The organism is Mycetocola sp. JXN-3 (genome assembly GCF_014522285.1).
In the GTDB taxonomy this organism is placed as follows: domain Bacteria; phylum Actinomycetota; class Actinomycetes; order Actinomycetales; family Microbacteriaceae; genus Mycetocola; species Mycetocola saprophilus.
In genome coordinates, this window is the sequence record NZ_CP041635.1 from 1,975,494 (window position 1) to 1,995,309 (window position 19,816).

The 19,816-nt window shown below is 65.2% G+C and carries 14 protein-coding genes; 3 read left to right on the plus strand and 11 right to left on the minus strand.

What is annotated here, in order from left to right:
- Positions 1-23: 23 nt before the first annotated feature.
- The 7 genes from C7C57_RS09085 to uvrB form a co-directional block, all read right to left on the minus strand.
- Positions 24-650 carry a superoxide dismutase gene (locus C7C57_RS09085; protein WP_030143371.1) on the minus strand — a complete coding sequence of 209 codons (627 nt, stop codon included), beginning with the start codon at positions 648-650 and terminating at the stop codon, positions 24-26.
- Between the two features lie 126 nt (positions 651-776).
- Positions 777-1,751: a DNA-binding protein WhiA gene (gene whiA / locus C7C57_RS09090; protein WP_030143370.1), complete on the minus strand. Its 975-nt coding sequence runs from the start codon at positions 1,749-1,751 to the stop codon at positions 777-779.
- A 47-nt stretch (positions 1,752-1,798) separates the two neighbouring features.
- On the minus strand, positions 1,799-2,683 hold the full coding sequence (gene rapZ / locus C7C57_RS09095) for an RNase adapter RapZ (protein WP_030143369.1): 885 nt from the start codon (positions 2,681-2,683) through the stop codon (positions 1,799-1,801).
- 399 nt (positions 2,684-3,082) lie between these two features.
- Complete coding sequence (gene uvrC / locus C7C57_RS09100) at positions 3,083-5,038, minus strand: excinuclease ABC subunit UvrC (RefSeq protein WP_187976169.1); 1,956 nt, start codon at positions 5,036-5,038, stop codon at positions 3,083-3,085.
- The gene (uvrA, locus tag C7C57_RS09105) at positions 5,039-8,167 is read right to left on the minus strand and encodes an excinuclease ABC subunit UvrA (RefSeq protein ID WP_187976170.1); all 3,129 of its coding nucleotides are present in this window, start codon (positions 8,165-8,167) and stop codon (positions 5,039-5,041) included. It abuts the gene before it with no gap.
- 54 nt (positions 8,168-8,221) lie between these two features.
- Positions 8,222-9,178: an SGNH/GDSL hydrolase family protein gene (locus C7C57_RS09110; RefSeq protein ID WP_187976171.1), complete on the minus strand. Its 957-nt coding sequence runs from the start codon at positions 9,176-9,178 to the stop codon at positions 8,222-8,224.
- A 140-nt stretch (positions 9,179-9,318) separates the two neighbouring features.
- Positions 9,319-11,385, minus strand: coding sequence for an excinuclease ABC subunit UvrB (gene uvrB, locus C7C57_RS09115; RefSeq protein ID WP_187976172.1), 2,067 nt, complete (start codon positions 11,383-11,385; stop codon positions 9,319-9,321).
- Positions 11,386-11,486: 101 nt separating this feature from the next.
- On the opposite strand from uvrB, the gene C7C57_RS09120 reads away from it, so the two are divergent.
- The 3 genes from C7C57_RS09120 (at position 11,487) to C7C57_RS09130 (ending at position 14,678) form a co-directional block, all read left to right on the plus strand.
- Complete coding sequence (locus tag C7C57_RS09120; protein WP_187976173.1) at positions 11,487-12,416, plus strand: SDR family NAD(P)-dependent oxidoreductase; 930 nt, start codon at positions 11,487-11,489, stop codon at positions 12,414-12,416.
- 126 nt (positions 12,417-12,542) lie between these two features.
- A complete protein-coding gene (locus C7C57_RS09125; protein WP_187976174.1) occupies positions 12,543-13,055 on the plus strand; it encodes a GNAT family N-acetyltransferase in 513 nt (170 codons plus the stop codon).
- 258 nt (positions 13,056-13,313) lie between these two features.
- On the plus strand, positions 13,314-14,678 hold the full coding sequence (locus tag C7C57_RS09130) for an MFS transporter (RefSeq protein ID WP_187976175.1): 1,365 nt from the start codon (positions 13,314-13,316) through the stop codon (positions 14,676-14,678).
- A gap of 52 nt (positions 14,679-14,730) precedes the next feature.
- On the opposite strand, the gene coaE is transcribed toward C7C57_RS09130, so the two are convergent.
- The 4 genes from coaE to C7C57_RS09150 all read right to left on the minus strand — a co-directional run bounded on the left by coaE (position 14,731) and on the right by C7C57_RS09150 (position 19,795).
- Positions 14,731-15,342, minus strand: coding sequence for a dephospho-CoA kinase (coaE, locus tag C7C57_RS09135; protein ID WP_187976176.1), 612 nt, complete (start codon positions 15,340-15,342; stop codon positions 14,731-14,733).
- Between the two features lie 197 nt (positions 15,343-15,539).
- On the minus strand, positions 15,540-16,994 hold the full coding sequence (gene rpsA, locus C7C57_RS09140; RefSeq protein WP_030143360.1) for a 30S ribosomal protein S1: 1,455 nt from the start codon (positions 16,992-16,994) through the stop codon (positions 15,540-15,542).
- Between the two features lie 143 nt (positions 16,995-17,137).
- A complete protein-coding gene (locus tag C7C57_RS09145; RefSeq protein WP_187976177.1) occupies positions 17,138-18,112 on the minus strand; it encodes an epimerase in 975 nt (324 codons plus the stop codon).
- A 12-nt stretch (positions 18,113-18,124) separates the two neighbouring features.
- Positions 18,125-19,795: a DUF885 domain-containing protein gene (locus C7C57_RS09150; protein ID WP_187976178.1), complete on the minus strand. Its 1,671-nt coding sequence runs from the start codon at positions 19,793-19,795 to the stop codon at positions 18,125-18,127.
- Positions 19,796-19,816: the final 21 nt, after the last annotated feature.

Below are 19,816 nucleotides of genomic sequence, written 5' to 3' on the forward strand. Positions count from 1 at the left end.
GCTATCCGGGACTTCTCTGTCCCTTAAGACAGTACCAGGAGTCCGTTTGCGTTCGAGCGTGCGTTTTCGAAGCGCAGCTGCACGTTTTCCCAGTCCACGATGGTCCAGAACGCCTTGACATAGTCGGCGCGGACGTTGCGGTAGTCGAGGTAGTAAGCGTGCTCCCAGACGTCGAGCATCAGGATCGGAATGATCCCGGCCGGGAAGTTAGCCTGCTGGTCGAAGAACTGCTGAACGATCAGCTGCTGGCCCACCGCATCCCAGGCCAGAACGGCCCAGCCGGAGCCCTGGACACCCAGTGCGGCGGCGGTGAAGTGAGCCTGGAACTTATCAAACGATCCGAAGAAGTCGTTGATTGCGCTCTCCAGCTCGCCGACGGGCTTGTCGCCACCATCCTTGGACAGGTTGGTCCAGAAGATCGAGTGGTTGATGTGTCCGCCGAGGTTGAACGCGAGGTCCTTCTGCAGCTTGTTGACGTTCGCGAGGTTGCCGGAGTCACGCGCTTCGGCGAGCTGCTCCAGGGCGGTGTTGGCGCCGGTTACATACGCCTGGTGGTGCTTCGAGTGGTGGAGCTCCATGATGGCACCGCTGATTGCGGGCTCCAGAGCGCCGTAGTCGTAGCCCAGGTCGGGAAGGGTGTAAATAGCCATAAACCTATCTCCTCTTGTGTGGGGTTCGTGCTCAGTGTGACGAACCACTGAGTCACATACTCAGCCTATCGGGGGCAACCGCCGGTTGCCCCCGAATATTTCTCGATATCGAGAAAAAAGCCGAAACTACGCGTCGATGTCTACCGGGAGGTTGGCCTCGGTACCGGGGATGCCCTTGTCCGAGGCACGCTTGTCGGCCATGGCCAGCAGGCGGCGAATACGCCCGGCGATCGCGTCCTTGGTCATCGGCGGCTCGGCGTGCTGACCCAGCTCGTCGAGGCTGGCCTCGCGGTGGCTCAGACGCAGCTGACCGGCGTACTTGAGGTGATCGGGGATCTCGTCCCCGAGGATCTCGATTGCGCGCTCCACGCGAGCACAGGCGGCCACGGCGGCCTGGGCCGAACGGCGCAGGTTGGCGTCATCGAAGTTCACCAGGCGGTTGGCGGTGGCACGCACCTCGCGGCGCTGGCGCAGGGCCTCCCACTCGGCTACGGTTCCCGCGGCACCCATCGCGATCAGCATGGCACCGATGGCCTCGCCGTCGCGGATGACCACGCGGTTGATGCCGCGCACCTCGCGGGCCTTGGCGGGAATGCCGAGGCGACCCGCGGCGCCCACCAGGGCCATCGCGGACTCGCCGGTCGGGCAGGTGATCTCCAGGGCCGCGCTGCGACCCGGGTCGGTGAGGGTTCCTCGGGCGAGGAAGGCACCGCGCCAGATGGCGGCAAGCTCCTCGCGGCCACCGGTGGTCAGCCGGTTGGGGAGTCCGCGTACGGGACGGCGACGCTGGTCCATGAGTCCGGTCTGACGAGCGAGGGTCTCGCCGTCCAGCACGCGGATGAGGAAGAACTCATTCCGGCGCGATCCCGAGGGGGCCATCCGACCGGCCTCGCTGCGGATGCCGAAGAGCTCGGCCAGGTCCTTACGGACCCGGCGTACGAGCTCGGGGGTGTCAACCTCGGCCTCAATGGCCAGTCGCTGGTTAATCAGGTGAAGTCCGCCACTAAAGCGCAGGATGCTGGTGAGCTCCGCAGCGCGCACGGTTGTCTTGGGTGAGACAACCGAGGTGAGTTCTTTCTTGACCTCGTCGGTCAATGCCACGCGTGTTCCAATCGTTGAATCTCTGAAAGGGTAAGTTCTGCCCGGTACTACTCGCGCCCCAGGTCGCGGTGAGACAGGCTCACTGCGACGCCCGGAGACGCGGCCAGGGCAGCGGCAATCTTGGTCGCGATGGCGACGGAACGGTGTTTACCACCCGTACAGCCGATCGCGAGCATGGCGTGCCGCTTGTTTTCACGCTGGTAGCCGGTAAGTACCGGCTCCAGCACGTTCAGGTAGCCGGAGACGAATTCCTCGACTCCAGGCTGGGAGAGCACGTATTCGCTGACCGCAGCATCCTGCCCGGTAAGGGGGCGTAGCTCCGGCACCCAGAAGGGGTTCGGAATAAAACGTGCATCTGCAACCATATCGGCGTCCGGCGGTAATCCATATTTGAAACCAAAACTCATCACCGTGAGGGTGACGCCGGGGGTGCCTTCGGCCGCGAAATAGTCGCGGACCTTGCCGCCCAATTGGTGGACGTTGAGCTCCGAGGTATCGATCACCAGGTCGCTGGATTCACGAATTGTGGCCAAACGTGCACGTTCGGATGCAATTCCGTCCAGGGTGGTGCCGCCGCCCTGCAGCGGGTGCGGCCGGCGGACCGCTTCGAAGCGTCGAACCAGCACCGCATCCGACGCATCGAGGAACAAAACGCGCAACAGCGTGCCCTCGCGCAGGCTCTGGATCATCGATTGCAGGTCGCCGAAGAAGTCTCGGCCACGCACGTCCACGATCACGGCGATCTTGGGGATCGCCCCTTCGGCCCGTTCGGCCAGGTCGATCAGCGGACGCAGCATCTGCGGCGGGAGGTTGTCCACCACGTACCAGGAAAGGTCTTCGAGAGCATTGGCCACGGTCGATCGCCCCGCACCGGACATACCGGTAACGATGAGCACCTCTTGCTGGGGTGTTCCTTCGGCTTGGACGTTCATGACCTGCCCTTTCTGCCCCGTCTTGGTTCGTGGGCATCGTCTAGCATATCCGGCGCGGCGCACTTCCGTGGGATCCCACGTGCCCCGTTCGAGGGACAGCACGCACCCGAGCACGGTTACGGCGTGTCGCCCCGGATTTCCGGGGAAGTGTGCGTCGGGCGTGGCGTCGAGCTTATCCCGGACCACGCACGAAGGGAAGGCCTCGCCATCCACGCGGGGTGCTTCCGGAAAAACCCCAGGATATCTGATGCAATGCGATGTCTTTGACCACCGGTCAGGGACCGGCGGCATCCATCAGGCCCGGCCGGGCACACACGTCTCAGGCCCGCATCGGATCGATGCGGGCCCGAGAAATCCGGAAAAACCGTGGGGAAACTCCCAGGGATTTGCCGTCGAAATTTATGCTTCGCGCGGCGCCGCCAGCGTGGAAACGATGGTTTCGGCCAGGCTCTCCCCCACCCCGGGTACCTCGGCGATCGCCACCGCATCGGCCTCACGCAGCCGCGCGACCGAACCGAAGTGCTTGAGCAGCGCCGAAATGCGCGCGGGGCCGAGGCCCGGAATCTCGCCCAGGATCGTGGTGATATCGCGCTTGCGCCGGGAGCGCTGGTGGGTGATGGCGAAGCGGTGCGCCTCATCACGGAGGCGCTGGATCAGGAACAGCGCCTCGCTGTTGCGGGGCAGAATCACCGGATAGTCGCTGTCGGGCAGCCACAGCTCCTCGAGGCGCTTGGCGATCCCGGCGAGCTGGATTCCGGTCTGTCCCGAATCCTCCAGTGCCCGCTTGGCGGCGGCCACCTGGGGCTGCCCGCCGTCCACGATCAGCAGCTGCGGCGGATAGGCAAACTTCTTGGGCTTGGCCACGATTTCCGAGGCCAGCGCCAGCGCCTCCCCCTCGGCATCGGTGCCTGTGTTGGCGGACTCGTCCGCCCCCGCGGCCAACGCCGCCTCCAGCACCGGCTCCTCGGGCTCGTTCAGGTACGCCAGGCGGCGCGAGAGCACCTGGTAGAGCGAGTCGGTGTCATCGGTGGATTCGGCGACATTGAAGCGGCGGTACTGGTCCTTGCGCGGCAGGCCGTCCTCGAACACCACCATCGACGCCACAATGTTTGTGCCCTGCAGGTGCGAGGCGTCATAACACTCGATGCGCAGCGGGGCCTGGTCCATCCCGATGGCCTCCTGGATATCGGCCAGGGCCTGCGAGCGGGCGGCAAAATCGGCCGTCCGGCGGGTCTTATAGAGCTTGAGCGTGCCGGCCGCATTGATCTGCGCGGTCTGCATCAGCGCGGCCTTTTCCCCGCGCTGCGGGGTCTTGATCCGCACCTTGGCCCCGCGCCGCTCGGCCAGCACGGACTCCATCTCGCTGACGTCCTCGGGGAGCTCCGGCACGATGATCTCGCGCGGGATATCCACCCGATCGGCGCTCGCGTAGACGCGCTGCAACAGCCCGTCCACAAGCTCACCGGTCGAGAGCTCCAGCTCCTTGTCCACGGTCCAGCTCATCACACCGCGAATACGCCCGCCGCGCACCATGAACTGGTGCACCGCGGCCGAGAGCTCATCGTGGACCACACCGAACACGTCGGCGTCGAGGGAGTCCCGCAGCACCATCGCACTCTTTTCCAGCACGGCCTCCAGGGAGAGCAGGGTGTCGCGGTAGCGGGCGGCGTTTTCGAAGTCAAGATCGGCCGAGGCCTGCTTCATCTTGGCGGTGAACTCGGTCACAAACCGGCGGTCTCCCCCGGCCAGGAACGAGACAAAGTCGTTGACCCGTTCGCGATGCTCGGCGATGGTCACCCGGCCCGAACACGGCCCACCACACTTGCCGATCTGCCCGGCGAAACATGGCTTCCCGGTCTGCATGGCGCGCTTGTAGTTGGTGTCGTTGCACGTGCGGATCGGGAAGGCCTTGACCATCAGATCCATCGTCTCGTGCACGGCCCAGATCTTCGGGTACGGGCCAAAATAGCGCGCCCCACGAATCTTATGATTGCGGGTCACCATGACCCGGGGGGACTCCTCCCCCAGGGTCACACAGAGATACGGGTAGGTCTTGTCATCGCGGAACTTGACGTTGAAGGGCGGATCAAATTCCTTGATCCACGTGTACTCCAGCTGCAGCGCCTCGATGTCGCTGCCCACCACGGTCCAGTCCACCTTGGCGGCGCTGGTGACCATCCGCCGGGTGCGCTCATGCAGGCTGCGCAGGGGCGCAAAATAGTTACTCAGGCGCTGGCGCAGGTTTTTGGCCTTGCCCACATAGAGAACCCGCCCCGACGCGTCGGAGAACCGATACACGCCGGGGCTGGTGGGAATCTCCCCCGCCTTTGGTCGATAGCTGAGGACGTCGCTCATTTAGTTATCGGAACCCGTCTTCCGGGTCTTGGTGGGGGCGACCCGGGTGGTCACAACCTTGGAGGAGCGCGATCGCTTGGGCTTGGCCGGGGCGGCGGCATCGGCCGCCGCCGACTTGGCCGCGGTGGTTTTCGCCGCCGCCTTCCCTGCCGTGGTCTTGGCAGCCGCGGTCTTGGCCGCCGGCTTCCCGGTGGCCTTCTTGGCGGTGCCCTTGGCCGGGGCCACCACAATCGGGGTGGGCAGCACCCGCGGGTAGCGCTCGGGGTTCAGCTCAAAGATCTCCTTGAGGAACATTCCGGTGAAGCTCTCGGGGTTCTCGGCCACCTGCTCGGGGGTTCCGGTGGCGATGATGGTTCCACCGCCGGCACCACCCTCGGGTCCCATGTCGATGATCCAGTCGGCGGACTTGATCACGTCGAGGTTGTGCTCGATGGTGATCACCGTGTTGCCCTTGTCGACCAGGCCGTCCAGCACCAGCAGGAGCTTGCGCACGTCCTCGAAGTGCAGACCCGTGGTCGGCTCATCCAGCACGTAGACCGAACGCCCGTTGGTACGCTTCTGCAGCTCGGTGGCGAGCTTCACGCGCTGCGCCTCACCGCCGGAGAGCGTGGTCGCGCTCTGTCCCAGTCGGACGTAGCCCAGCCCCACCTCCACGAGGGTCTTCAGGTAGCGGTGAATGGCCGAGATCGGCTCGAAGAAGTCGGCGGCCTCGGCGATGGGCATGTCCAACACCTCGGAGATGTTTTTGCCCTTGTAGTGCACGGCCAGGGTGTCGCGGTTGTAGCGTGCGCCCTGGCACACCTCACAGGCCACGTAGACGTCGGGGAGGAAGTTCATCTCGATTTTGATCGTTCCATCACCGGCACACGCCTCGCAGCGCCCACCCTTGACGTTGAACGAGAATCGACCGGCCAGATAGCCGCGAACCTTGGCCTCCTGCGTTTCGGCGAAGAGGTTGCGGATCTTGTCAAACACACCGGTGTAGGTGGCCGGGTTCGAGCGCGGCGTGCGGCCGATCGGCGCCTGGTCGACGTGGATGACCTTGTCCAGGTGCTCCAGGCCGGTGATCCGGGTGTGCTTACCGGCGACCCGGCGGGCACCGTTGAGCTTATTGGCCAGCACCCGGTACAGGATGTCGTTGACCAGGGTGGACTTGCCCGAGCCGGACACCCCGGTGACCGCGACGAAGGCGCCCAGCGGGAAGTCCGCGCTGACGTTCTTCAGGTTGTTCTCGGTGGCACCCACCACGTGCAGCATGCGCTGCTTGTCGATCGGGCGGCGCACGCTCGGGGGCGCGATGGCCCGACGTCCGGAGAGGTAGTCTCCGGTCACCGACTCGGTGTTTGCCAGCAGCTCCTTATAGCCACCGGAGTGGACCACGCGGCCGCCGTTGACGCCGGCACCGGGTCCGATGTCGACGATCCAGTCGGCGGTGCGGATGGTGTCCTCATCGTGCTCCACCACGATCAGGGTGTTGCCGAGGTCGCGCAGGGCCACCAGGGTTTCGATCAGGCGGCGGTTATCGCGCTGGTGCAGGCCGATGCTCGGCTCATCCAGCACGTACAGCACGCCGGTCAGGCCCGATCCGATCTGGGTTGCCAGGCGGATGCGCTGAGCTTCACCACCGGAGAGCGAACCGGCCGAGCGGGCCAGGTTGAGATAGTTCAGGCCCACCTGGATCAGGAAGTCGAGACGCACCTTGATCTCGCGCAGCACCTGCGCACCGATCTTCGCCTCGCGCTCGGTGAGGGTCAGGGTCTCCATGAAGGCACGGGCATCACTCAGGCTGAGCTCGGCCACATCGGAGATGTTCTCGCCGTTGATCAGCACCGCGAGCACCTCGGGCTTGAGCCGCTTACCCGCACACACCGGGCAGGGCACCTCACGCAGGTACTCGGTCCAGCGCTGGCGCTGGGTGTCGGTCTCGGCCTGCAGGTACTGACGCTCGATATAGGGCATCACACCCTCGAAGCCCGAGGAGTAGGTCATCTCGCGCCCGAAGCGGTTCTTATAGCGCACCTTGACCGAGAAGTTATTGCCGCGGAGGACGGCCTCCTGGATCTTCTTGGGCAGCTGATTCCACGGGGTATTGAGTGAGAAGTCCAGGTCGTCGGCGAGGCCCACCAGCAGCTTTTCGTAGTACTGGTAGAGGCCCTTACCCTGGGTGGACCAGGGTACGATTGCACCCTCGTTGATGCTCGCCTCCGGGTCTCCCACCAGGAGTTCCTCGTCCACGCTCATCCGGGTGCCCAGGCCCGAGCACTCGGGGCAGGCGCCAAACGGGGCGTTGAAGGAGAAGGTGCGCGGCTCGATCTCGGTGAGCGAGATCGGGTGGTTATTCGGGCAGGACAGCTTCTCACTGTAGCTGCGGAGGGCGTCATCCCCCTCGCGATCCACGAAGCTCACCTGGACGATGCCGTCGGTCAGGCGCAGCGCGGTCTCCAGCGAGTCGGTGAGGCGTCCCAGCAGCTCGGGACCGGCGACCAGACGGTCTACCACCACCGAGATGTCGTGCTTATAGCTCTTCTTCAGGGTGGGCGGGCTGCTCAGCTGGATCTGCTCGCCGTCGACCAGCGCGCGGGAGAACCCGGCGGCCACCAGTTCGGCGAACAGGTCAACAAACTCGCCCTTTTTCTGCACCACCACCGGGCTCATGATCAGGTAGCGGGTACCCGTCTCAAGCTCCATCAGCTGATCGGCGATCTGCTGCACGGTCTGCTTCTGGATCGGCTCATGACACTCGGGACAGTGCGCGATGCCGATACGCGCCCACAGCAGACGCATGTAGTCCCACACCTCGGTGATGGTACCCACGGTCGAGCGGGGGTTGCGGTTGGTCGACTTCTGGTCGATCGACACCGCGGGGCTCAGGCCCTCGATGAAGTCGACGTCGGGGCGATCCACCTGGCCCAGGAACTGGCGGGCATACGCCGAGAGTGACTCGACGTAGCGACGCTGCCCCTCGGCGAAGATGGTATCGAACGCGAGCGAGGACTTTCCCGACCCCGAAAGGCCGGTAAACACCACGAGCGAGTTACGGGGAATTTCCAGGTTGACGTCACGCAGGTTGTGCACACGGGCACCACGGACACTCAGCGAATTCAGGGAATCAGGCAGTTGGATCGACACCCGATTAGTCTACGCGCGACCACCGACATTGCATTCCGCCAGCGGCGCAATGCGCTAGGGACGCGCCGTCGCGGTGGCCGCGGGCGTGCCCTTGGCGCTGGTCCAGGCCTTGTCTCCCAGCCGGGTAAATCCGGCGATCATGGCGTCGGCCACGGCCACGTGCCCCGCATCATTGGGGTGTTCACCGTCCTCATAGAGCAGATCCGGTGCCGAGACCAACGGCTGACCGATGTCGAGGTAGTGCCCGCCGATGGTCTGTACATCGTGCTGAACGCGGGACCGCATCGCGACCATGGAGTCGGGCTCATCGGTGTTCTGCCAGATCGGGCTGGTGGCCACGATATCGGCGGTGGGGTGCGCCGCACGAAGCATCGCAAAGAACGTATCAATATGCGAGTCCGAATCGGTCTCATCCACGTTGACCTCATTCTTGCCGCCGTTGACCAGGATGCGCTGAGCCGAAGCGGGAATTGAGGCGATCTGCTCCAGATACGAGGCGCAGCGGTCTTGGCCGCACTCGCTCTGACTGCTGTCTCCCTCAATCGAGGTTCCATACCCCACGCCCCCCTCGGAGAGGTTGTCTACCGTCCACCCATAGTGGGCGGCAAGCAGGTGCATGTTGTCATGCTGAGGATCACTGGCCCCGCTGCTGCGCGAATAGGAGTCTCCGAGAACATAGACCTTTGGGTTGGTTGACGCCGAGGCTGCGGATTTCGCCTCGAACGCACCGGCAACCGAGAGCTCGAGGTTGTGAGCATCGGTCCCCACAAACCCGAGTACTCCGTCATCTCCGGGAATCGCGAGCAGGGCGATCAGCGCCACCGGAATCATCCCCGCCAGGAGTGCGAAGATCGCACGGTTGCGACGCACGGCCCGACTCGGCTTTGACCGGCGTCGTCCGGGGTGTGCGTCGAGGCTCACGATCAGACCGGGATCACCGTCCCGATCGGCGGGGTGTGAATCTGCGGATGCACGCCGCGAGGGTTTTGCGGCGTCGAAGTCGGACAACATGGGGCCATCCTACGCCTCCCCGGACCGACACCCGAACGGGTGACACGCAATACTAATTAACCCCACAGCTTCCCGTAATCCGGGGAAACACGGGGCCCCACGTTTCGGGAAAACGTGGGGCCCGGGGATCTCGCCGAACGCTAGATGTGCCCGGCCTTTTCCATCTGCCGGAGTTCCTTCTTGAGATCCTGAACCTCGTCGCGCAGACGTCCGGCAAGCTCAAACTTGAGTTCGGAGGCGGCGGCCAGCATCTGCTCGGTGAGGTCGGCGATCAGGGTTTCCAGCTCGGCCGCACCCTCGGCGGCGATGCCCTCCCGGCGCAGGCGCGGGGTCGGCGACTTCTTTTTATCGCCCTGCTTCCCGGCGAGCAGCTCGGCCGTATCGGCACCCTCACGCAGCAGCTGATCGGTGATGTCGGCAATCTTCTTGCGCAGCGGCTGCGGATCGATGCCGTGTTCGAGGTTGTACGCCACCTGCTTTTCACGGCGGCGATCCGTCTCGTCGATGGCCAGGCGCATCGAGGGGGTGATCTTATCGGCGTACATGTGCACCTGACCGGAGACGTTACGCGCCGCACGACCGATGGTCTGAATCAGCGAGGTCGCCGAACGCAGGAAACCCTCCTTATCCGCGTCGAGGATCGCGACCAGCGAGACCTCGGGAAGGTCGAGGCCCTCACGCAGCAGGTTGATACCCACCAGGACGTCGTACACTCCCTGGCGCAGCTCGGTCAGCAGCTCGACCCGGCGCAGGGTGTCCACATCGGAGTGCAGGTAGCGCACGCGCACCCCGGCCTCGGTGAGGAAGTCGGTAAGCTCCTCGGCCATCTTCTTGGTCAGGGTGGTCACCAGCACGCGCTCGTCTCGTTCGGCGCGGGCGGTGATCTCCTCGAGCAGGTCGTCGATCTGGCCCTCGCTGGGCTTGATCACGATCTCGGGGTCGACCAGGCCGGTGGGGCGGATGATCTGCTCGACTACGCCATCGGCAATGCCCATCTCGTACTTACCCGGGGTGGCCGAGAGGTACACCGTCTGGCCCACTCGGTTCTTGAACTCGGAGAAGGTGAGCGGGCGGTTGTCCATCGCGCTGGGCAGACGGAAGCCGTGGTCCACCAGGGTGCGCTTACGCGAGGCATCACCCTCAAACATCGCGCCGATCTGCGGGACGGTCACGTGGGACTCGTCGATCACGGTGAGGAAGTCGTCGGGGAAGTAGTCGAGCAGACAGTTAGGGGCCTCCCCCGCCTGGCGCTGATCGATGTGGCGGGAATAGTTCTCGATGCCCGAGCAGAACCCGATCTGCTGCATCATCTCCAGGTCGAAGGTGGTGCGCATGCGCAGCCGCTGGGCCTCGAGCACCTTGCCCTGACCCTCAAGCTCGGCCAGTCGAATTTCCAGCTCCTCCTCGATGGTTTTCATCGCGCGCTGCATGGTCTCGGGGCTGGCCGCATAGTGCGTGGCCGGGAAGATCGAGACCGCATCCAGCTGCTTGACAATCTCGCCGGTGAGCGGATGCAGCGAGTAGATTGCCTCGATCTCGTCGCCAAACAGCTCGATCCGCACCGCGAGCTCCTCATAGACCGGGATGATCTCGATGGTGTCGCCGCGCACGCGGAAGTTGCCGCGGGAGAAGTCGATGTCGTTGCGGTTGTACTGCATGCCCACGAACCGACGGATCAGGCGATCCCGCCCCACGTTTTCGCCCACCTGCAGCGCCACCATGGCGTCTAAGTACTCCTCGGCCGCACCCAGGCCGTAGATGCAGGACACGGTGGAGACCACCACAACATCACGCCGACTGAGCAGCGAGTTGGTGGTGGAGTGACGCAGGCGCTCGACCTCGGCGTTGACCGAGGAGTCCTTCTCGATGAAGGTATCGGTCTGCGGAACGTAGGCCTCTGGCTGGTAGTAGTCGTAGTAGGACACGAAGTACTCGACCGCGTTATTGGGGAGCAGGTCGCGGAACTCATTGGCCAGCTGCGCCGCCAGGGTCTTATTGTGCGCCATAACCAGGGTGGGGCGTTGGACCTGTTCGATCAGCCACGCGGTGGTGGCGGACTTACCGGTACCGGTGGCACCCAGCAGCACCACATCGGCCTCACCGGCGTTAATACGCGCGGCCAGGTCGGCGATCGCGGTGGGCTGATCACCACTCGGGGTGTACTGGCTGATGACCTCAAACGGACGAACGGAGCGGGTGGGTTCCATGCCTCCAGTCTAGGCACCACCACCGACACCGAACCCGTCGTTCGCCCGAGGCGGATCCGCAACGCTCGCATGCTGGCCGCGATGTCCGCTAACGTGAGCCCATGACCACGTGGAATCCCGCCCGCCTCCCCCGCCAGGACAACCGAACCTTTGTGGTGACCGGCGGCGGCGCGGGGATCGGATTCTTTATCGCCGAACAGCTGGCGTCCACCGGGGCCGAGGTGGTCATCGCCGCCCGCAGCGAGGAGCGGGCCACCCGGGCCCTGGAAACCCTGGCCGCGCGGGATCCGCAGGCCCGGCTGGGTTTCATCCGGTTGGATCTGGCCGATCCGGCCTCGATCGAATCCGCCGCGGCCGAAATCGGGGCGCTTCCCCGGCTCGACGCACTGGTCCTCAACGCCGGGCTCAAGCCCCAGACCGAACACCACACCTCCGTGGCCGGCGACGAACTGGTGTTCGGAACCAACCAGCTGGGAAACTTCGCCCTGATCGCCCGCTCGCTCCCCGCCCTTGAGCGCACACCCGGATCGCGCCTGGTGACGATGGGCAGCCTCGGCTATACGCTGGCCAGGCTCGACCCGAGCGATGTGGACCATATGGGCCGCCCCTACCGCTCGCTCCCCTTCTATACGGCCTCCAAATACGCCCAGATGCTCACGGCATTCGAGCTGGATCGCCGCCTGCGCGCGGCCAACTCGCCGGTTGCCTCGGTTGTTGCTCATCCCGGTGTGGCGATGGACCAGCTGGCCCCGGATCGCCGCCCCGCGCTCCCCTACGTTCCCTGGCCCGCCTATCGCGCGATTCCTGCGCGCCTGTTCTCCCAGGGCAAGGACGCCGGTGCCTGGCCGGCCGTACGGGCCACCCTCGATCCCACGGTCAATGGCGGCGAAATGTGGGGGCCGCGGTTCCTCTCCAGTCGCGGTGCTCCGGTGCGCGAACGCCTCCCCCGGAAGCTGCGGACGCTCGAACTGGCCCGGGAGATCTGGGACCTCAGCGTCTCGCGCACGGGACTCGACCCTCAACCGCGCTAGCCTCGGCTACCGACTCGGTTGCGATCCAGGGGCAGCCGGGAACGCCGAGATTACGGCCTTTATCGACGCGGATCTGCCCGGTAGTGCCGAATTCTCGCCACCCCCGACGGCCGATAGACTGGGCCAATGACCGCCGTGACTCGCCCCCTGGATGCCCACAACCCGCGCGAGCTTGAGGCACTGCTCGCGCTGAACAACGCGGCGGTACCCGCGGTGAATCGGCTGAGCCTGGACGAGCTGCGCACGCTGATCGACACCGCCCATCTCGCGGTTGCCGTGGTCGATCCCGCCGATCCGGACACCGTTCTGGGGGCGATCATCACCTTCGCCCCCGGTGCCACCTACGCCAGCGAAAACTATGCCTGGTTCTCCGCCCGCGGGCGGGACTTCCTCTATGTCGACCGGATCGTGGTGGCCGAACGGGCGCGCGGCCGCGGCCTGGGACCGGTCCTCTACGCGGCCGTGTTTGATGCGGCCCGCGCCGCCGGGCTGGGAACGGTCACCTGTGAGGTCAACACCGATCCCCCAAACCCCGGTTCGCTGGCGTTTCACACCCGGCTCGGTTTCGCCCAGGTGGGTGAACTCTCGACCAAGGGTGGTTCGGTGAGCGTGGCGCTGTTGGAGGCCCCGGTCCGCTAGTCCCGGAGTCCCGAGCGCGGTTCAGTGTCCGCGGTGTCCACCCGGACATTGATGCCCGGCTTTCGCGACGTATGCGCAAAAATCCGCGGTAATACCGGGCTGGCACCGCGCCTCAAAGGTCTGGTCAGACAGACAAACGTACCGCGTGCGACCCGCTCCCCCGGACCCGCAGCGATCCTGCCTAGAGTTGGCGACGGCAACGCCGCCCGGCTCCGATCCCGAGTGCGATGGCGTGCCATCAAACAAAGGACACGATCTATGTCGCACAACACGCGAACCAAGGGACTGCTCGCGGCCCCGCCACCCGCACCGCGCCTCTCGCCCGAGGTGATCGCCACACGATATCCGCGGCTGCGCCTCCAGGTGTTCGTGGGGATCTTCATCGGCTACGCCGGGTTCTACCTGATCCGAAACAACCTGCCCCTGGTGGCCGCGATTCTCGAGGACAACGGGCAGATCAACAAGTTTGGAATCGGGCTGGTCGCCAACGCCACCCTGATCTCCTACGGGTTCTCCAAGTTCTTCTCGGCGATCCTCTCCGACCGCTCAAACGCCCGGTACTTCCTGCCGCTGGGCCTCGCCCTCTCCGCCGTGGCCAACCTGGCGGTGGCCTTTGTGCCCGCGGTCACGGCCTCGCTGGCGATCTTCGCCACCGTCATGTTCATCAACGGCTGGTTCCAGGGGATGGGGTGGCCGCCCAGCGGACGCGTGCTGGTGCACTGGTTCTCGACCAGCGAGCGTGGCATCAAGACATCGATTTGGAACGTGGCCCACAACGTGGGTGGCGTCGGGGCCGGTGCGCTGGTCGCACTGGGGCTTCAGCTGACCGGGAATGACTGGACCTCGGCGTTCTGGCTTCCGGCGATTGTCGCGCTGGTGGTGGCGCTGGCCGCATTCCTGCTGATCCGGGATACCCCCGAGTCCCAGGGTCTCCCGCCGATCGAGGAGTACCGCGATGATCCGGCCAAGGTCTCGGTGGATGAAAGCGCCGATTCAAGCCGCAGTGCCTGGAGTCTGATCAAGGAACACGTGCTGATGAACCGCACGATGGTTCTGCTGGCACTGGCGAACGTGTGCGTCTATGCGCTGCGCTACGGCATCCTGGTGTGGGCACCGATCTATCTCACCCAGGTGCGTGGTGCCAGCGTCACCGGCGGCATTGCCGGGTTCTCGCTCTTTGAACTCGCCGGGATCGGCGGCACGATCCTCTGTGGTGTGCTCTCGGATAAGGTGTTCCGCGGCAACCGCTCGATGACCGGAATCGCCTTCATGATCGCGGTGGCCGGAATGACCGCGATCTACTGGCTGCTGCCCGAGGGCGTCCCGATCTGGATGCCGCTGGTCGCGGTAACCCTGATCGGTGGCCTGATCTACGGCCCGGTCATGCTGATCGGCCTGCAGGCACTGGATCTCTCCCCGCGCCACGTCGCCGGCACCGCCGCCGGCTTCACCGGACTGTTTGGCTACGTCATCGGGGCCACCATGGCCTCGAGCGGGGTGGGATTTCTGGTGGAAAACTTCGGCTGGAACGTCACCTTCATCGCCCTGATCGCGATTGCACTGCTCACAGTGGTGTTCCTGGCGCTGATCAACAGGGACGAAAAGGCCGCCCTGGCTCGCTAGCTCGCACATGTTGAAGGCCGCCCGGTAACTCGGGCGGCCTTTGTCATGCGTTCTAGCGGCGGGGAGAGAGACCCGGAACCCCATCGGCGAAGTCATCCACCGCGTCGAGGGTTTCACCCAGGGACCCGCCGGTGTTGATGATGTGGGTCGCGACCGCGCGACGTTCGGCATCGGTGGCTTGGGCCTCGATCCGGCGTTCGGCCTCGGCGCGGTCCATCTGACGCAGCCGCACCATCCGCTCGATCCGCACGTCGGCGGGTGCCTCGGCCACCACCACCGCGTCAAACGGATACGGAAGCTTGGCCTCGACCAGCAGCGGGACGTCGTACACCACCACCGCATTGGGGTTTTCCGCCTCGGCCGCGGCAAACAGTGCGCGGGTACGCTCCTGAACGGCGGGATGAACGATGCCGTTCAGATCCGCCAGGGCCTCGGGGTTGCTGAACACGATGGCACCCAGGGCCGGACGGTTCAGTGCCCCGTCCTCGGCGATCACGCCCTCACCAAAGCGAGCACGGATCTTTTCCAGTGCGGGCTCCCCCGGCTCGACCACCTCGCGGGCGAGGCGGTCGGCATCCAGGTGCACGGCACCGCGTTTCTTGAGTCGTTTGGCAATGGTGGATTTGCCCGAGGCGATGCCCCCGGTCAGGCCGATCAGATACACGCTGTGCCCTTTCGCGGTTGATTCCCCTCAACCCTACTCCCCGAACGCGGCCGGGCGAACCGAACATCACCCGACAACTTGGCAACCGAACGTTTCCAAACGTGAGCCACGCCCCAAACAACAAACGGGCCGCCCTCCCGAAGGAGAACGGCCCGGTTGTTTACCGAAGCGAAACGCTCAGCGAACGACTAAAGCGATTAGTTGTTGCTGGAAAGCTTCTCGCGCAGTGCAGCCAGCGACTCGTCGTCGGCAAGGGTGCCGGCGCCGGTCGACTCGCTCGAGAAGGACGAACCGGCGGCCGGAGCCTCGGGTGCGTTTGCCTCTTCGATGGCGGCCTGTGCGACCTGCTTCTTGTGAGCTTCCCAACGAGCCTGAGCGGCAGCGTAGTCCTGCTCCCACTTCTCGCGCTGAGCCTCGAAGCCCTCGCGCCATTCGTTGGTCTCGGAGTCGAAGCCCTCGGGGTACTTGTAGTTACCCTGCTCGTCGTACTCGGTCAGCATGCCGTAGAGTGCCGGGTCGAACTCGGTACCCTCGGGGTCGACACCCTCGTTGGCCTGCTTGAGGCTCAGCGAGATGCGGCGACGCTCCAGGTCGATGTCGATGACCTTGACGAAGACCTCTTCGCCAACCGAGACAACCTGCTCGGCGAGCTCAACGTGCTTGCCCGACAGCTCGGAGATGTGCACGAGGCCCTCGATGCCGTCGGCGACGCGAACGAACGCACCGAACGGAACCAGCTTGGTGACCTTACCCGGTGCAACCTGGCCGATGGCGTGGGTGCGGGCGAAGACCTGCCACGGGTCCTCCTGGGTGGCCTTGAGCGAAAGCGACACGCGCTCACGGTCCAGGTCGACCTCGAGGATCTCAACGGTAACTTCCTGGCCAACCTCGACTACCTCGGAGGCGTGCTCAATGTGCTTCCAGCTCAGCTCGGAAACGTGCACCAGACCGTCGACGCCACCCAGGTCCACGAAGGCACCGAAGTTGACGATCGAGGAGACAACACCCTTGCGGACCTGTCCCTTCTGGAGGTTGTTGAGGAAGGTGGTGCGCGACTCGGACTGAGTCTGCTCCAGCAGGGCGCGACGCGAAAGCACAACGTTGTTGCGGTTCTTGTCGAGCTCGAGGATCTTGGCCTCGATCTCCTGGCCCAGGTACGGGGTCAGGTCGCGGACGCGACGCAGCTCGATCAGCGATGCGGGCAGGAAGCCGCGCAGGCCGATGTCTACGATCAGACCACCCTTGACAACCTCGATGACCGAACCGGTCACGACGCCATCGGTGTCCTTGATCTTCTCCACATCGCCCCATGCGCGCTCGTACTGTGCGCGCTTCTTCGACAGGATCAGACGACCTTCCTTGTCCTCCTTCTGGAGAACGAGGGCCTCGACCGAGTCGCCGACATTGACGACCTCGCTCGGGTCTACGTCGTGCTTGATGGAAAGTTCACGCGAGGGGATAACACCCTCGGTCTTGTAACCGACGTCGAGGAGAACCTCGTCGCGGTCGATCTTCACAACGGTACCCTCGATGAGGTCACCATCGTTGAAGAACTTCAGAGTCTTCTCGACCGCAGCCAGGAAGTCCTCGGCAGTGCCGATGTCGTTGATCGCGACCTGCTTGAGGTTCTTGGCGGTCGTTTCGCTTGTCATGTAGTGGTTGCTCCAGAATGGACAGGGTTTCGGGCCGTCATGGCCGGGTCACCTGGTTGGTGACACGGGTTGATCATCACGGCAGAACGGATAGATTTGTCACGAGCGTGACGCTCTATCTTATCCCGGCGACTCGCCCGACTTCAAGCCGGGATCGCGCGGTATGTCGCGATCTGGGTCAGTGCCGGGGCCAGGGTCGGGTATCCGAACGTGAATCCCGCATTCTCCAGGGTTTCCGGGATCACCCAGCGGCTCTTGAGGATCATCTCCGATTCGGTGCGCAGGACCGCCATCGCCGGCTCGATCATCCAGCGGAACGCGGGCATCCCGAACGGTGCCCCGACGCTCCGACGCAGCTCCCGCATGAACTCGGCGTTGGTTACGGTCCCCGGGGAGGACACGTTGATCGCCCCGTCCAGCTCCTCGTGCTCACGGATGAACTCGATCGCCGAGATCACATCGTCGATGTGGACCCAGCTCATCTTCTGGGTTCCGCCTCCCCCGCCGAAGCGGTGGTAGGTCCCGGCGGCCAGGCGGGCGCGGCTCGCGGGCCAGCGTCCGTCCATCTGCGGACCGCCGATACCCAGCCGGGCCAGGCGGGTCAGCAGCACCAGGGCGCTGCCATCGCCGAGCACGATCGCCATCCGCAGCGCCACCCGGCGCACCCCGGGCAGGTCGCCGGCGAAGAATTCGGCCTCCCAGGCGGTCGCGATCGACACCGAGAATCCGGAGCCGATATCGCCGGTGGACTCGGTCATCGGACGATCCCGGGCGTCGCGGTAGATCGTCGCCGTGGAGGCGTTCATCCACACCGGCGGCGGATTCTTCAGGCCCGCCACGATCTCGCGCAGCTCGCGGGTGGTCTCGACCCGCGAACGCAGAATCTCTCGGCGATTCGCCTCGTGATAGCGGCAGTTCACGCTCTTCCCCGCCATGTTGATCAGCAGGTCCGCGCCATCAAGCAGCGCGGCAATCTTCTCCCGCTCCCCCCAGCGGGCATCGGGACCCGAGCGGCCGATGCGGCTCACCCGGGCCCCGAGCCCCCGGTAATAGGAGTCGAGGTGCGCACCGATAAAGCCCGATACCCCCGCCAGTACGACGTGCCTTGGTGCACTCACCCCGAGTCTCCCCTACTTTTCGGCGCGCAGCGCGTCGCGAAGGGTATCGAGACCCACGCCACCCAGGCCCAGGGCCTCGCGGTGGAAGTCGCGAATATCGAAGGACTCCCCGGCCTCGGCCCGGTAGTCATCGCGCAGCTGCTCCCAGATGCGCTGACCGACCTTATAGGACGGTGCCTGACCGGCCCAGCCGAGGTAGCGGTTGACCTCGAAGTGTACGAAGCCCTCGTTCATATTTACGTGCTGCGCCAGGAACTCAAATGCGTATTCGGCGGTCCAGACTCCCTGGCCGTCGGGACGCTGCTTGCCCAGGTGCACACCGATGTCGAGAACCACGCGGGCCGCACGCATGCGCTGGCCATCGAGCATGCCCAGGCGATCGGCCGGGGTGCTCAGGTAGCCCAGATCGTCCATCAGACGCTCGGCGTAGAGGGCCCACCCCTCGGCGTGACCGGAGGTGCCGGCCAGCAGGCGACGCCACGAGTTCAGCTGGTCGCGGTTGTACACGGCCTGACCGATCTGCAGGTGGTGACCGGGCACACCCTCGTGGTACACGGTGGTGAGCTCGCGCCAGGTGTCAAACTCGGTGACGCCCTGCGGAACGGACCACCACATGCGGCCCGGACGCGAGAAATCGTCGGTCGGACCGGTGTAGTAGATGCCACCCTCCTGGGTCGGCGCGATCATGCACTCGAGGGTGCGGATCTCCTCGGGGATGTCGAACTGGGTGGCACCGAGCTCGGCAACCGCGCGGTCGCTGGTCTCCTGCATCCACTTCTGCAGGGCGTCCACGCCGTGCAGCTTCATGTTCGGGTCCTGCTCGAGGTGCGCGATGGCCTCGTGCACGGTGGCCCCAGGGAGGATCTGGTCGGCGATGGCCTCCTGCTCGGCAACCATGCGGGCGAGCTCCTGGATCCCCCACTCATAGGTCTCGTCCAGATCGATCTCGGCGCCGAGGAAGCGACGCGAGAACAGCGAGTAGGCCTCGCGACCCACGGCATCCACCTCGGTTGCGACGGGGGAGAGCTCGTCGCGCAGGAAGCCGGCCAGCTCGCGATAGGCGGTGGCGGCGGCTTCCGCACCGGCCTCCAGCTCGGCGCGTACGGCCGCGCCGGCCTCACCCGCGGCGGCAATATAGGACGGGAAGAAGCCGTCGGTCGCGCCGTTGCGGTCGGACTGGTCGGCGACCTCGATCACCTGACGCTTGGCCGGGGTGATGCCCTTTTCCACGCCGAGACGCAGGGTCTCGATGTAGCCGGCGAGGGCCGCGGGAACCCGGGCCAGACGACGCGAAATGATCGCCCAGTCCTCGGCCGTTTCGGTGGGGACCAGGTCGAAGGCGTCGCGGATCTCCTGCGGCGGCGAGGCGATGACGTTGAGGTCGCGCAGCGGCAGTCCGGCATCGTGGATCTCGATATCGAGCTGCAGCGCGCCGCGCAGGTCGGCCAGGGTCACCCGGTCCTGCTTGTCCTGCACCTCGGCGTCGTCGAGCTGTTCGATGACGGCCGCGGCCGCGGCCCGGTAGGCGGCCAGGCCCGCGGGCGAGTAGTCACCCACAAATTCGTTGGCCTCGGTGCGGCCGATATAGGTGCCGGTCATCGGGCTCAGCGACACCAGGGTGTCTACCCATGCCTCGGCAATGCGGTCAATCGGAGTCTGGGGACGGGAAACGTTCTCACTCATGCCCCCAGCGTATCCCTCCCC